15 protein-coding genes and 1 pseudogene are annotated in these 13,950 nt (G+C 43.6%); 1 reads left to right on the top strand and 15 read right to left on the bottom strand.

What is annotated here, in order from left to right; all coding sequences use genetic code 11:
- Positions 1-198: 198 nt before the first annotated feature.
- From R7E78_RS23105 to R7E78_RS23035, 15 genes are all read right to left on the bottom strand, one after another.
- Positions 199-348 carry a hypothetical protein gene (locus R7E78_RS23105; RefSeq protein WP_161939216.1) on the bottom strand — a complete coding sequence of 50 codons (150 nt, stop codon included), beginning with the start codon at positions 346-348 and terminating at the stop codon, positions 199-201.
- A gap of 47 nt (positions 349-395) precedes the next feature.
- Entirely contained in the window at positions 396-1,037 is a 642-nt protein-coding gene (locus R7E78_RS23100; protein ID WP_064377408.1) for an OmpA family protein, read from the bottom strand.
- Between the two features lie 367 nt (positions 1,038-1,404).
- Complete coding sequence (locus R7E78_RS23095; RefSeq protein ID WP_169629174.1) at positions 1,405-2,733, bottom strand: TadE/TadG family type IV pilus assembly protein; 1,329 nt, start codon at positions 2,731-2,733, stop codon at positions 1,405-1,407.
- Positions 2,734-2,735: 2 nt separating this feature from the next.
- Complete coding sequence (gene tadF, locus R7E78_RS23090; RefSeq protein WP_064377403.1) at positions 2,736-3,275, bottom strand: tight adherence pilus pseudopilin TadF; 540 nt, start codon at positions 3,273-3,275, stop codon at positions 2,736-2,738.
- Positions 3,256-3,774, bottom strand: a complete 519-nt coding sequence (locus R7E78_RS23085; RefSeq protein WP_064377402.1) for a TadE family protein — start codon at positions 3,772-3,774, stop codon at positions 3,256-3,258. Before R7E78_RS23085 ends, tadF begins: the two co-directional genes overlap by 20 nt.
- The gene (locus R7E78_RS23080; RefSeq protein ID WP_169629175.1) at positions 3,755-4,651 is read right to left on the bottom strand and encodes a tetratricopeptide repeat protein; all 897 of its coding nucleotides are present in this window, start codon (positions 4,649-4,651) and stop codon (positions 3,755-3,757) included. Before R7E78_RS23080 ends, R7E78_RS23085 begins: the two co-directional genes overlap by 20 nt.
- Positions 4,644-5,552 (bottom strand): type II secretion system F family protein, encoded by a 909-nt coding sequence (locus R7E78_RS23075; protein ID WP_375792661.1) that lies wholly within the window; start codon positions 5,550-5,552, stop codon positions 4,644-4,646. Before R7E78_RS23075 ends, R7E78_RS23080 begins: the two co-directional genes overlap by 8 nt.
- Positions 5,542-6,462, bottom strand: a complete 921-nt coding sequence (locus tag R7E78_RS23070; protein ID WP_064377399.1) for a type II secretion system F family protein — start codon at positions 6,460-6,462, stop codon at positions 5,542-5,544. The genes R7E78_RS23075 and R7E78_RS23070 overlap by 11 nt, the downstream gene beginning before the upstream one ends.
- Positions 6,459-7,748, bottom strand: a complete 1,290-nt coding sequence (locus R7E78_RS23065; protein ID WP_064377397.1) for a CpaF family protein — start codon at positions 7,746-7,748, stop codon at positions 6,459-6,461. Before R7E78_RS23065 ends, R7E78_RS23070 begins: the two co-directional genes overlap by 4 nt.
- Positions 7,745-8,995, bottom strand: a complete 1,251-nt coding sequence (locus R7E78_RS23060) for a CpaE family protein (protein ID WP_064377395.1) — start codon at positions 8,993-8,995, stop codon at positions 7,745-7,747. Before R7E78_RS23060 ends, R7E78_RS23065 begins: the two co-directional genes overlap by 4 nt.
- Before the next feature lie 8 nt (positions 8,996-9,003).
- Positions 9,004-9,534 (bottom strand): hypothetical protein, encoded by a 531-nt coding sequence (locus R7E78_RS23055; protein ID WP_064377392.1) that lies wholly within the window; start codon positions 9,532-9,534, stop codon positions 9,004-9,006.
- Entirely contained in the window at positions 9,531-10,859 is a 1,329-nt protein-coding gene (locus tag R7E78_RS23050; protein ID WP_169629177.1) for a type II and III secretion system protein family protein, read from the bottom strand. Before R7E78_RS23050 ends, R7E78_RS23055 begins: the two co-directional genes overlap by 4 nt.
- Positions 10,860-10,870: 11 nt before the next feature.
- A complete protein-coding gene (gene cpaB / locus R7E78_RS23045; RefSeq protein ID WP_169629178.1) occupies positions 10,871-11,677 on the bottom strand; it encodes a Flp pilus assembly protein CpaB in 807 nt (268 codons plus the stop codon).
- Positions 11,678-11,896: 219 nt separating this feature from the next.
- The gene (locus R7E78_RS23040) at positions 11,897-12,349 is read right to left on the bottom strand and encodes a prepilin peptidase (protein WP_262640749.1); all 453 of its coding nucleotides are present in this window, start codon (positions 12,347-12,349) and stop codon (positions 11,897-11,899) included.
- The gene (locus R7E78_RS23035) at positions 12,327-12,542 is read right to left on the bottom strand and encodes a Flp family type IVb pilin (RefSeq protein WP_169629188.1); all 216 of its coding nucleotides are present in this window, start codon (positions 12,540-12,542) and stop codon (positions 12,327-12,329) included. Before R7E78_RS23035 ends, R7E78_RS23040 begins: the two co-directional genes overlap by 23 nt.
- A gap of 296 nt (positions 12,543-12,838) precedes the next feature.
- On the opposite strand from R7E78_RS23035, the pseudogene R7E78_RS23030 reads away from it, so the two are divergent.
- Positions 12,839-13,639, top strand: a pseudogene (locus R7E78_RS23030) (IS110 family transposase); the annotation flags it as partial.
- Positions 13,640-13,950: the final 311 nt, after the last annotated feature.

Here is a 13,950-nt window from a genome sequence, read left to right as displayed (position 1 = left end):
TTAAGCTGTTGAGTCGTTTTAAGTGTAATTCGGGGCAGAATTGGTAAAGAGAGTCGTGTAAAATATCGAGTTCGCACGTCTTGTTGTCTGATTATTGATTTTTGGCGAAACCATTTGATCATATGACAAGATGTGTATCTACCTTAACCTAATGATTTTTATAAAATCATTAGGGGATTAATCAGTACTTCGCATCATTTAATCAGGAATAGCAAAGATGTTGTACAAGAGGAAAAACAAATTGGTGACAGTCAACGCCACCAACGCCATCACTAAGAAGCAGTAATCCTTGTAACGTTCATCATCGACGCGCAGCGCAAGCCATTTTGCGATCCACTCACTCAACATGCATCTTCCTTAGTTTAAGCCAACTTATAAAATTTCATCTTAAGTTATCACTTAATTTCCACTCTTCGGTTTTGTGCTCGGCCAGTTTCACTGGCATTCGTGGTGATGGGGCGCTTTTCACCGTAAGAAACGCTTTGTAATTGCACAGGTGTTTGAGCATATTGCTTTAAGTAAGCTTCCACACTTTCAGCACGACGTAGCCCTAGGGCAAAGTTGTACTCTTCACTACCAACATCATCGGTATGCCCTTCTACCGTCAGCGTATTATTGGTTCTTAGCCGTGCCAAAAGCTGGTTGAGTAAATAGCGTGAAGCTGAAGTTAATTCGGCACTGTTAAACGAGAAGTAGACGCGCGCCAACGCTTCTTTTGATTCCCCTTGCCAAGATTTAGCGTGGCTCAAAAGATATTCAGCACAATTGCCTTGCACTCCGGCAGCAATCATCTGTTGTTCGATAAAAGTGGCACTGGCATGGTGCTCTCTGCTTTGTTCAATAAGCGGAAAAGCCGAGTGGTTAAGTAGAACGCGCCGACCCGGTGCGATTTGCACTTTCTGCTCAAACTCTAGGTCGATGCCGTTGCAGTAATGATGAAACGCGCTTTGATCTTGGTTGGGCGATGCATAGACCGAAGCAGCCCCAAAGCAAAGTAGTGATAAAGCAAGCGATAGCTGACGTTTGGTTGTGTTCATTATGGAAACTCCTTTGCTGAAGGGGACAAATAGTGGCCGAGAAAATCCGTTAATCGATAGGATTGGCGCACACCTTGGCGGCCAACCACCATGACTTGTGGGGTTTGAGTGGGTAGGTACTTAGCACTGTAAAAGCCTTGGTCATCGTGAATATATTCTGCTTCACAACGAAATGGGCGTTGCTCTTGAGCTAAATCAATAATGTAAACCGTCTCGTAACCACGAATTTTCTCTTCAAACAGCAGATGATTAAATACATTAACTTACTGTTGTTGCAGCTGATCATCACTATTAATAAAGAGCAATAAATTGTCTGCCCAGCTTGGCGTGGTGAATACGCTGATTAGCAAAAATAGGGTAATGTGTTTCATAGCGCTAAATGGCCTATTTCTTCGGTGATCAACTCAAGGATTTTGTTTTTGATATCGTCTCTGTTTTTTGCCGAAAAAACATTCTCTTCACCAACGCAGTTTTTCATCTCTGGAAATGCATTAATATCATAAGCGAACCCTACTGCAACCATCCGGGCTTGAGTGTTCTTTTGACTGTTGAGGACGTTCAAAATAGTGCTACACAATCCTTTCCGAATAAGCTTTTGCGTGGTTGCTCTATAGCTATCTTGACCATCAGACAAAATGATAATCAGACGTCTTGAGTTTGAGCCTGATTGAGCAATTTGTGCACCACGAATAATCCCAGAGTATGATGATGTACCACTAATTCCGCTGCCTTTTATGTAATAGTTGCTAATTAATTCTTTAAATCTACTAAAGTTATCGGTCAATTCAATATCGGAAAAATAAGATAATGAAGAACTTTTGTTGGTTTTAAGAATAGGCTCCGAATGAGACCAATGAGCAAGATTAAAAATATTTTTGACTGTAGCCTCTGCATCAACATTGTCAGCATTGCTGCCTGGCACAGTACCACAATTTAATCCCCCCCACCAACTATACCGACAATTGATAGAACAGCGTTGACCTCCATCACAAATCAAATGATCGAAATGTCCCATTTTGTTTTTATTTTCACCAATTAATTGCGAAGTAAAATAGTCAAATCCTGTAATAGCTAATCGATTTTTATTTCCGACTTGGACATACTGATTAAATTTCTCCAGTTCATCGGCAATCTCAGAAATGATATCTTTCATCATAATATAGCGTACTGGATTGGCCGAATTTTGTGAGCCGTCTTTATCCCAACGCCATGCCATAGAACCAGAAAAATCAGCGACGAGTACTACGTCGACCGTTTCAGCATGAAATTTTCTTGCTGATGAATGACCACCTACCGAATAATTTTCGCCGAAACCAATAATGGCATCATTGCCGGGGAACCACGTTGGTTGACTAATTTTTGCTGACACTTGATATTCAAAAAAACGGCGATTTCTGTTCTTACAATCCGCATTATCTTCACAGTTGATTTTTTTAATTTTAATATCATTGTTATTAATCGTCGCGGAGGGGAAATAGTACTCTAAATAATTTTTTGCCAAATCTGCATTATCGGAGCCTTGCCCAGCGACAGCAAGACTCGCCACTTCCACCGCTTCTAATAGGCGCGCTTTATCTTGTACCGCCCGAGCGCCATCGGTACCTAGAGTGAATACCCCAAACAATAAAGGAATAAACAGTGCAAAAAGAATTGCGGCATGACCAGATTGGCGGTGTAAACGACAATATTGCTTCATCTTTATCTCCCCATGCTGACTGAGCGGCTGCTGACGCGAGAGAATTCTTTGCCAATCAAATTACCATACCAACTCGGTGTCTCATAACACAATGTCACTTCGTAAAGTGTTGCACGTCGGCCAAAGGTAGTAACAAAGTCCAGCGGTTGGAGTGACTGGCTGTTATTGCAACTGATGCCTTGAGTGAAAGGTACACGCACGTTTTTATTTTCTCGCACCATACGCACCTGAAAACCAAATTTTTCCGCATCGAAATTGCCTGACGTTCTTTTTAACGAAGCCAGCACAATGTCATACAATTGCGTGGCTTCTTCACCAATCTGCTTTTCTGGCTCAAAAGGAAAATGATCCGCGCCATAGATTTCTGTGCGCTCTTTAATAATGCTGGCGGCAGAATAAGAAAGCCGTTCTAATTTCCCTTTATAAGCAAGCTTGACCACCACATCCGCGCTAAAAACCAACAGCAAGGCAAAAAAAACGCCGACGATAGCAAATTCGACGGTAAAATTGCCCTGTTGTAACTTAGAGGGTGAATTTTTCACGCTGATACTCCTGAATCACCATCGCCTCACGGGCAAACACCGTTTTATCATTCAAAAAGAAATTAAAAATCGGCGTGTAATCATAACTAATGCTATAGACAGCAATCGCCATATCTTTTGCATCACTGCAGTTCAGCTCATCGCCGTTCTCACCCAGGCAAATCTTTTCGTAATTGTGTAAATCGTCTAATTTTTTGACATATTGGATGCTAGTTTTGAAGTTTTTGGCGTCCACTACATAGCGCCATAGGCTATTTTGCTGTTGCAAAATCGTCTTGAACTGCGCTTCATAATCATCGCCATCGATTTTTTTTGTTTCCCTTGCCGCGGTGGCAATCGCTAAATCACCCAAACTCGAGACATAAGAGAGAAAGCTCATCTCAACCCAAGCCATACACATCAGCCAAAAGGCAAAGAAACCACCAACAAATTCAATCGTGGCAACACCCGATTGCTTTGATCCGCTCGCTGGCGATTGCTTAGAAAACAAACGACACATCTTTTGTCTCCTCAACGGGAATAACAACGTTTGTGTTATTGTTATTTGGCTTCAACAGATGGCTTTTTGAATTAGCCGATGCCTTTACTGGCGTGTGATTCATTAATTGCACTTCACGCAGGTTAAGATAGGCCAGATATAGTTCTTCATCGCTGTATTGCTGACCATAAAAAGAGCGTAAATGCTCATAGCTGCCAATTTTGGCCATTATCAAGGCTAAATTCGCGGTGACCATGTCATCCGCTTGGCCATTGAGATAAATCGGTAACAAACGCGCTGCAGCGCTTTGGTAATCCTGTTCCAATATATCAATCAGCGCCAAATTATTTTTGACCGTCACATCATCAAACATCAGCTCGCGGGCACGAATAAAACCTTCGCGTGCTTTTCGCCACTCCCCTTGCTGCGCATAGATGATGCTGATCGAATTTAAAGCCTTGGCACTGCTCGGATTCACTTGCAGAGCGGCTGACAGTGAACGTTGCGCCTGTTCTATCTGCCCCAGTTGATATTCTGCTCGACCTTGAAGAAAATAAAGTTCATCACGCGGCAAAGTTGTGCTGCTACTGAGTAAAGGAGTGAGCACAAATAACGTGGATTCCGGATCGTGACCATCGAAATAAGCCTGAGCCAATTTTAAACGTGTTTGTGGGCTTTCTTGCTGCTGAAGTTGAGCCTTATGCAACTCAATTAAACCCGCTTGATTCTTGGTTTTGATCAATAAAGATTCCTGATCAAACTCCAACGGCTTGTCACGATTTTGCGCCTGGCTTCCTTCGTTATTGGACGTTTGATATAAACTACTGCAGCCCGGTAGTGATAAGGCACAGAGTAGCCATAGGGCATTAGCTATTTTGCTCGACACTTTATTAGGCATTGATCATCATCCTCATTACACCAGGGGCAGCAATTAAAATCACAATTGGCACCATAATAAAGACAATCAGAGGAATAGACATTTTTGCCGCCAATTTGCCAATTTTTTCTTCGATCTGCAGCATCTGAACCTCTCGAATATCCGCTGATAGGGTGGTCAAAACACTGTAAATCGAGCTGCCATATTGCAAACTTTGCTTTAAGGTCATGACGAAACTACGCATTTCATTTGAGGGCACCCTAGCGTAAAGCTCATCGAGCGCAGTCTCTAAACCGACTAAACGTGCTCTATCATCGGTTTTCACCAATAAATAGCTGATGTCTTTATCAAACCCTTTCATCTCTTTGGCAAGATAACTGATCGCGGCTTCAATCGTCATACCGGTTTGCACACATACCGCCATTAAATCCAGAAGATACGGCAGTTTATTGGAAATTTTATGGCTCAGGTTTTTTGCCCGAATCGCCAAATAGCTATCAGGTAAAATCAGACTTATCACCAACCATAGCGCCATAAATAGCAGTAGATTGTCTGCCAACCATACGGCTTTTAACGATAAAAAATAGATTCCCGCCGCGCCTAACAGCAATAGCGAATACTTGATCGGCATAAAATAGGTGGCGAACTTGGCATTATAAAAACCCGCTGCTAGCATTTTTTTCTGCTGCAAATGCTTGTCAGAGGAAAAGAGCCGATTAAGCGTTGCCGATAGTCGCTCAAGTAAGCTGACTTTTTCTGTTGTCTGCCCTGCGGTTTGATGCAGATAATAATCTTTCCAAAATTGCTTTCTTTTCTCTTTGCGCAGCGAAGCAAGCAGCAGCAATACACCGAGCATGAGTATGGCGATAGAAAAAAGTGGACCGACTTGACCAATTGAGGTCAAAGAAACATTAGCGAACACTCTTCATTAACCCCCATACAATCGCAATACCAATTGCTTCGCTGATCAATACGTAGTAAAGGATAGGGCGACCGGCAGGATCAAACATCACAAACTCGTAATTTTCAGGGCTAAGGTATTGCAGCATAAATAAGAAGAAAAACGGAATAGCGGCAACAATTTTGGCTGACGTTCGCGCTTCTGAGGTCAAGGCAAATTTCTTTTTTTCAATCGATCGAGCATTAAATAACAAGCGATTGAGGCGCAGAATCACTTCTTTCAGCTGACCGCCACGCTGCATATTGGCGCGTAAAGTAATCACAAAAAAATGAAAAGAAGGATAAGGAAAGCGCAGGCAAGCCTTACGAAACACATCATCGGGCGACTCACCAAGTTGTAAACGCTTGCCCATGATCTTAAACTCTCTACCGACATCGCTATTGAGTGTATTACCGACATACATGATCGCGTGAGTGATACTTTCGCCCGATGAGACGGCACTGCTGAGCATATTTAAGGCATCAGGAAAACTGTCTTCAAACTGAGTTTGTTCACGCTTTTGAAGCCAAAAATAGGCAAAGGTTAATCCTACGACCACGACAATGACCACGACCATCAGATCAGAGCCACGAACAAAACGCTGATTAAACTCGACGCCGAGAAAAATCAGTAAGGCAATAAAACCAAGCACCTTTAACAGCGCCAGTTTCCCTAGCTGCTTGCTCAGGCTTCTCCAGCTCTGATCTAGGCGGTCTTTTAATGTGCGATCGGAGAGTGACTTCATATCAATTGCTTGGTGCTCAGCAATCATGGAGTCGACATGCACCGTTTTAGCAAACTCAGCAAGGTAATCATATCGGGCACTTTTCCTTTGCCGCAAACCCACAAGCAGCAACAGGATGCCGATCATAAGTAGCAGCAACCACATCATGCCGATTTCTCCTCTAACGAACGAAAGGCTTGAGCGAGTTTCTCTTCCAATCCAAAAAAGCGTGCTTTTTCATACAGAACCGAGCGCTGCATTAAGCCAGAGGTAATAAAATTGCCATTGACTTTACCATCTTCACTTTGGCGCAAATTGGGTTGGAAGCGGAAAATTTCTTCCAATACGACGCTTGAACCTTCTAGCCCAATCACTTCGGTGATGCTCATCACTTTACGGCTACCATCGTGCAGGCGACTGATCTGAATAATCAGATCCACAGCGCTGACTATCGTGCGGCGGATCGCTTCCAAAGGAAGGCTACTCGTTGCCATCATCACCATCGACTCAACACGAGCCAGTGCGTCTCTTGGTGTATTGGCATGCAGAGTCGACATCGAACCATCGTGACCGGTGTTCATTGCTTGTAACATTTCAAACGCTTCTGCACCACGACACTCACCGACAATGATTCGGTCGGGTCGCATTCGCAGTGAGTTGATCACCAAATCACGCTGATTAATCATCCCGGTATTTTCTATTCCTGCGGTACGTGTTTCCAAACGGACAACGTGCGGCTGTTGTAAACGCAGCTCGGCGGCATCTTCAATGGTGATAATGCGTTCATTTTCTGAAATGAATTGTGATAACGCGTTGAGCATGGTGGTTTTACCTGAACCGGTACCGCCGGAAATCAAAATGTTGAGACGGCATCTTGCTGCCACCATCAGCACTTGCGCCATCTCGGGGCTCATGGCACCAAATTCACATAGCTTAGTAAAGTCGATACTCTGTTTTTTGAATTTACGAATCGAAATGGCAGTTCCATCAATGGCAATCGGCGGAATAACAATGTTAACTCGGCTACCATCTTGCAAACGCGCATCACAAGTGGGTGAGGATTCATCAACGCGTCGACCGACCCGTGAGGCAATTCGCTTAGCGATATCAAGTAACTGGCGTTCGTCAATAAAGTCGATCTGTGCCTTTTCCACCAAACCGCCACGTTCAATAAAGACGTTATGATGACCGTTGATCATAATGTCACTGATGGTGTCATCATCCATCAAGGTTTGTAGAGGCCCCAAGCCTATCAGTTCATCCACTAAGTTTTTGACAAACTCTGCGCGGATGATTTTAGGCACGCTTAACCGTTCGCGATCAATCAATAGCCCTACGGCACCATCCAACTGCTTAGCCAGTTGTTCTTTGGTCATCTGCGCGATCGCTTCGGGCTCTAGAGCATCGAAAATTTGATTACGAATGCCCACATATATCGCTTTTGCACCGATCATGAGCGCGACAACCTCTGCTTCAGGGAGGCGAAGAAACTGGGTGTGTTATTTATCGTCTCGCCAAGGATCATGGCGCTAAGGTTTTTCAATGGCTCCGCGGCCTTTAACTTGGAAGTCACCACTCTTTGATCTTCCAAAACGGTACGATTGATGGTTTCACAAAAAGGAATTTCAATATCAATCGCTTGTTTTAAAATCGTTTCCGCATCTTGTTTGGTGGCAGATTGCAACTTCAGTGGCAAGGTGTGATTAAACACCGTCAGTAAACGTAGAGCGCGATTGCTGTTGCATTTATTGATGCGCTCTTTTAAGCGAGCGGCTTCACGTACGGACGAGACGGTCGGTTCAATGACAACTACCACTACATCCGCCTGAGCAACGAACTTATCTGCTTCAATAGCGAAACCAACCGAAGCAGAGAGATCTTCAAGGATGAAATTCACATCCTCCGATAACTGATCAACGACAGCGTTGCTGTAATCAAGTAGGGATAGGCTGTCGAGCTGCTCTGAGGTTAGGGCTAAAATCGACAGCATGTTGCTATGCTTATAGACCATGCTCTTCGCGGAAGCAGTGTCGAGAGAAGAGGAGAGCGAGCCTTTCTGAATTCGTCGTTTTTCCATTTTGCGAATACCAAGCAAAATGTCTAAATTGCCGCCATGAAAATGCTGCTCAACGATCAAACAGGAGGTTTTGCGTACACTGGAGAGTTGATGAGCCACTTCGGAGGTAATCAAACTGGTCCCTACACCACCTTTACTGCCGAGTATCGTGATGTACTTGGCTCTGCGTTTCTGGCCTGGCCCGCGGTGGCTATTGCGTTGGCGGTTATCGTAGACACTCTTAACAAAATCAATCAGCTCTTGCTTGGTCACAGGCCAAAAGACGTAGTAAAAACCCATGCTTTTTAAATTACGAATGGTCGAAATGGCATCTTCACTGCCGACAATGATCACAGAAGCATGATTGGGCAGTAGGTGACTGATTCGTTCCGCGTCTTGGCTGATATTGAGGCTGTTATTGAGTTCCACAATCACAATTTCGATATCGGATTGACGAACATGCTCCGCTATCGCTTCATCGCTATTTTTAACAGTGACAGGCGGCACTACCCCTTCAAAGCGATAGGCTTCCATAACCAACTCTTGGCATTCACTGGTTTGATAAAACAGTACTGTCGTGATCTTCTGTTGTTCAATCACTTCGCTAGACTGTTTTTTACTTAATCGATCGACTAAATCAAACATAATAAGCGCTATTCCCCTACAGCCATCTCTGGAGATGCAATTGGATGGTTTGTTAACATTTTTTGTGGGTTGACCATAGATTGCCAACGCAACGACTCGCTTACGCAACCATTACTTTCTTGGCTAAACTGGCTAATATTTACCGCATCACACAAGGGTACGACGACACGATGAGCGACGATTTCAATTTTAAAATCGAAATGTTGGCCAAAGCCTGCCGGCATTTTTTCTACCCGAACACTTTCTGGGGCGACGCCTAGTTTGCACAGCTGTTTTTCCGCTTTTAGTGCAAAGCGTTCGCCAGCCTTGGTACTCCAATACAGCACACTGTTTTGCGTTGTCAGCTGGTGATGTTGTTGAACCAAAAATTGCTCCAAAGAGTGTTGTGCTTGAGTCACTTGTTTCGCATCGGTTTGCAAAGACAAACTGCTGTGCACGGGGTAGACATCTATTGCCGGGCCGGGCTTGTCTGGCAAACCTGAGCTGCAACCTACTAGCGCAGTACTGAGTAAAAGCACACTCAAAGTTGGATTTTTCATTGTTTAAACCCTCCCGTCGCCAGGATTTGTTGGCTAAGCTGCTGTTCGATGGCAGGACGCTCTTTAGGCAATGCAAAGAAGCGTTCCAAAGTTGAGCTGCGCTGCATGGTGGGCAGTTGAACACTCAATGGCTCAATCGGCTGAACCAAGTTTACCGTCGCAATGATCACCAGTTCCGTTTTATTGCGGGTAGTTTCGGTATGACGAAACAGAGCGCCCAGAATAGGAACATCGCCAATAAAAGGAATTTTACGCAGCAATTCTGCTTCTTCTTTATTAAGCAAGCCGCCCAATACAAAGCTTTGACCATCACCGAGTTCAACCGTAGTACGAGCGCGGCGAGTTTTTAGCGCAGGTAAATTATAAGTTGAATTGGCGTATTGGGTATCGAGTGAACTGACTTCAGGCATTAACGATAGCCTAATTTTGTCATCACGTTGCACTTTGGCCATCATCTCTAAACGTACACCAAACTCTTTATATAAAACGTTAGTGCCGCCATCGACGATGGTTACAACGGGTAACTCCCCCCCGACAAGGAAACTGGCTGTTTCACCCGAAATCACCGACAGATTTGGCTCGGCAAGTACTTGCCCGACGTTATCATCGCCAATGGCCGTGATTAAAGTGATGATATCGCTGCTGCTAAATTGCCTTAATGGGTTAACAAACACGCCACTACTTTGACCAATACTGCCAAGTTGAATACCAAACTTCTCCATAAAGGTTTGCGAGACTTCAGCTATCGATAGTTTGACATTGATTTGCTTAGTACTGGCGACTTCAATGTTATTGACCACCCCATCAAAACGGCGTTTTTGCATAAAGTCCATTTTGTAACTGTTATCACCAATTTTCCATTCTACATCCGTGTCGGTTGAGGATTTTCCCAGCAGTTCACCCACCAGTAGGTTAATTTCATCGCGCTCTTTTTCAGTTGCAACGGTACCACTGAGCACCACCTGTTGACCTAGATTGTAAATCGAGACTTCAGCGTGCGGATATTTGATCGCAATTTGTTGCTGGATATGTACCATGCTGGTGTTAACGACCAAACGGCGACTGGCTAGGGTTTCACTGTTTTCGCCAAAGACCAGCAGGCTGGCATTACCGACTTGTTTACCGAAAATCACCACAGTTTTACGGTCAATGACCTGATAATCGGCGACTTTCGGATCCGAAATAAACACCGATTGGATTTCTCTATCCAAACGTAACGTTTGCGCATCCCCTTCGGCTAAATTGAGGATCCGCTGCGCTGCGGCGGGCAGGGCAATCACACTGAGCAAAACCGCGAATAAGCCATACACATAACGCTGTATCATTTTCTCTATCCTTAACGTGTTGTCGCGCTGCCAGCACGAAACTCATGAATCGCTTTATAATCGGTTAATACATCGCCTGCGTTGGCGGAAAGGTCGCTAGCTAAACTGTTTCCAGTCGAAAGATGGATCTCTAACTGGGCAATATGGCGGGCGATGGTTAACGTCGCGACTTGCTTACGAGTTAATTCAACAATCACACTGGCTTGGTTCGTCAACACCTCATTACGTTCAGAATCTAATGGGCTTGGCTGTTGATTAACTTGCAACACCTTGACACCCATTAGCACCGGGGTAAGCGAAACGGTTTCAAAGCTGCGCACCGTTTCATCAGTCGCCAGATTCTGCTTTAAAGAAGAAAGAGCAAGAATATCGATCAAAGTACCAGGACGAATTACACCACCAACTACCGATTGAGAACTAACCTGAATCGCAAATGGCACATGGTTCGGGGTTAAAATCAGATCCAAATACTCCGGCTGTTCAGGGGTTATCAACCACTCGGGCCAAACCACTTCACCAGCAGCCAAATCTCTCTCGATACGTAGATCGGCCACAAAAGTGAGTTCAATATCTTGATTCACCCCCAGGCTGAGCGCTTGATCCTCATCGACACGTCGCAGCTCAAGATCAGTACGGGAGACTAATTGGCCTTTTTGTAGCGGCTGTTTTGCCAGCCACACTTGATATTGCTTGATGGGCGTGCTAGATGTGGCCTCTTCAATTGGCGCAGAAGCGATCGGTGTTGAAGGAGTAAGCAATCCATACCCGCCAATACAAATAACTATCAGTGCTAATGCAATTAAAAGCTTGGAATTCATATCACCGTCCCAAGTAAGAAAAATTACTTATCTTGACTTTCTCTAAACATCGCCATTGATGAGTCAAAGCAAAATATGGCGGTGATTTTGCAGATAAGCAGGTTGTGACTAAATTGCCATTGGATATCAAAGTTATTGAATGTAAAATTATTCAAGCTTTATGTAAAAGTTATAAAACTTCATGTTTTGCTCGCCTCTCAAGCAAAAACTCAACGGCGATCAAAGCGCAGAAACGGCAATCGCTAAGCCACCGACCAAACAGATCGGCACACCATAAGGAATACCGCGTTGGCGTACTTTGGCTAAATCTGTAAATAAGCCGTAAAACAAATACCCTATCGCCATTACACCGCCAAAGAAAACGATGCCTAATAAGGTTAACGGCATATAAATAGGGTCAATGCCTAAGCTTAGTATAGCTAATAGCTTGGCATCGCCCGCCGCTAGAATACCGAATAGAAACAGCAGAATACCAATAATTAATATAGCCAAAGTGTAAGGCCAGACTTGCCAATTAGGCTGGACTAGCCAGCCTAGAAATAGCACGATTGTAAGTATAGAAAGATAAAAATTACTAATTGTCCTATACATAAAATCATTAAGACATATCAGCAACAATATCGAAAAAATTACTATATACAACAATTGACTATTTGATGTTGTTTGCCTCACCGATTTTAGCGGTAATATTTCCAATGGCTGTTGTTAAAGCCGTTTTTAATCCATTATCCCCACTGAAAACTGCTAGCACAATTGCAGAGATCGCTACACCAATAATTGCGTATTCAATCGCTGTTACACCGCGTTGGTCTTTGGTAAATGATTCCAGCAGCAGACGAGTTTTTACATAAACTTTCGTTAACATGATTTTTCCTTTTCATAATTAAATATTTTTTGAAAAAGTCTTACCTCAAACCAGACTTCCCAGATTTCAGTCTTTATCATAACGAAAAAACTCTTGATGTCTATCGTAAATATTACAATTTGTTTTTCAACTCAACACACTCACTAGCATCATCTCAAAAATGAGGCATATTTCAAAAATGAGGCATATTGCACTGAATTTACATTACTCTCGGCTTTGATGTGATGGACGCATCTCCCTTCTAGCACCGATGTACCAAACTAATGGTGCAACCAGTAAGAACAGGAGTAATCATCATGTCTATTAAAGTTGTCGGTATCGATATAGCCAAAAACCTCTTTCAAGTATGCGTGTTGAGTGCTGATGGGCAAATCTTGTCAAACCGAAAGGTAAAGCGTGACAAGCTTCTTGATACAGTACGTCAATTTCCAGAGCAAACAGCTATTGCGATGGAATCATGCGCAACTTCGCATCATTGGGGAAGAATATTTCAAGAGCTGGGCAATAGGGTCGCTCTTATCCCAGCTCAGCACGTAAAACCATTTGTTGGGCGACAAAAGAACGATGCCAACGATGCGAGAGCTATTTGCGAGGCCTTTTCAAGACCCGATATTCATTTTGTTCCCGTTAAGTCTGTTGAGCAACAAGACCTCAAAGCTATACGCAGTGTTCGTAAACGTTTAGTGGAAAACAGAACAGCGCTTGCTAATCAGATCAGAGGACTTGCTGCTGAGTACGGAGTGGTTTTCCCTTTGTCTATTAAATCACTGCGGAGTCATTTGCCGTTAGCGATTGAAGATGCTGAGAATCAGTTGTCCCATGTTATGAGAAGCTTACTTCAAACGCTGTACTGTAAATTTATCAATATCAGCGACGAAATTGATAAAGTTACTCAAAGTATAACCAGATTGAGCCAACAACATCCAAGGTATGAGGCAGTTAAGAATATCTCTGGTTTTGGTCCGATTTTGACTGCTGCAATTATTAGTGAAGTAGGCTCTGGCAAACAGTTTCAAAATGGTCGGCAATTCTCAGCTTGGTGTGGATTAGTTCCCAAACAAAATAGCTCGGGTGGAAAAAGTAGCCTAGGGAAGGTGCGAATAAGTCCTGCAATTTAGGTCTTGATCAAGCCCTTCTCTTTACCAGCCTAAATTTTAAACGCTAAATTTCGAATTTAAGCCAATTAATGGGTGTTTTAGGCCAGATTTTAGCCCTATTCCAGGCTATTCCCGGATTTCAGACAGATCTTGGCTGTCGTCACAACATCTGGTCTACTTTAAACAGGTTTGCCAACGTGAATAACATGGCTATACCCATTCAACTTGAAGATACAGGTTTCAATATCTGAAAGTTATCCGTAATTCTGGATGACAATGAGCCTGCAACTTCTGGTAGCGTTACATCGAAA

It is taken from the genome of Vibrio sp. YT-19(2023) (assembly GCF_033337395.1).
The sequence above is the reverse complement of the archived record's forward strand: the minus strand, read 5'-3'. Positions and strand labels throughout refer to the sequence as shown.

Bases quoted from the DNA above. Each gene is read 5' to 3' on its own strand.
- R7E78_RS23105 (WP_161939216.1), bottom strand. From the start codon at position 348: ATGTTGAGTGAGTGGATCGCAAAATGGCTTGCGCTGCGCGTCGATGAT.
- R7E78_RS23100 (WP_064377408.1), bottom strand. From the start codon at position 1,037: ATGAACACAACCAAACGTCAGCTATCGCTTGCTTTATCACTACTTTGC.
- R7E78_RS23095 (WP_169629174.1), bottom strand. From the start codon at position 2,733: ATGAAGCAATATTGTCGTTTACACCGCCAATCTGGTCATGCCGCAATT.
- R7E78_RS23085 (WP_064377402.1), bottom strand. From the start codon at position 3,774: ATGTGTCGTTTGTTTTCTAAGCAATCGCCAGCGAGCGGATCAAAGCAA.
- R7E78_RS23080 (WP_169629175.1), bottom strand. From the start codon at position 4,651: ATGCCTAATAAAGTGTCGAGCAAAATAGCTAATGCCCTATGGCTACTC.
- R7E78_RS23070 (WP_064377399.1), bottom strand. From the start codon at position 6,462: ATGATGTGGTTGCTGCTACTTATGATCGGCATCCTGTTGCTGCTTGTG.
- R7E78_RS23065 (WP_064377397.1), bottom strand. From the start codon at position 7,748: ATGATCGGTGCAAAAGCGATATATGTGGGCATTCGTAATCAAATTTTC.
- R7E78_RS23060 (WP_064377395.1), bottom strand. From the start codon at position 8,995: ATGTTTGATTTAGTCGATCGATTAAGTAAAAAACAGTCTAGCGAAGTG.
- R7E78_RS23055 (WP_064377392.1), bottom strand. From the start codon at position 9,534: ATGAAAAATCCAACTTTGAGTGTGCTTTTACTCAGTACTGCGCTAGTA.
- R7E78_RS23050 (WP_169629177.1), bottom strand. From the start codon at position 10,859: ATGATACAGCGTTATGTGTATGGCTTATTCGCGGTTTTGCTCAGTGTG.
- cpaB (WP_169629178.1), bottom strand. From the start codon at position 11,677: ATGAATTCCAAGCTTTTAATTGCATTAGCACTGATAGTTATTTGTATT.
- R7E78_RS23035 (WP_169629188.1), bottom strand. From the start codon at position 12,542: ATGTTAACGAAAGTTTATGTAAAAACTCGTCTGCTGCTGGAATCATTT.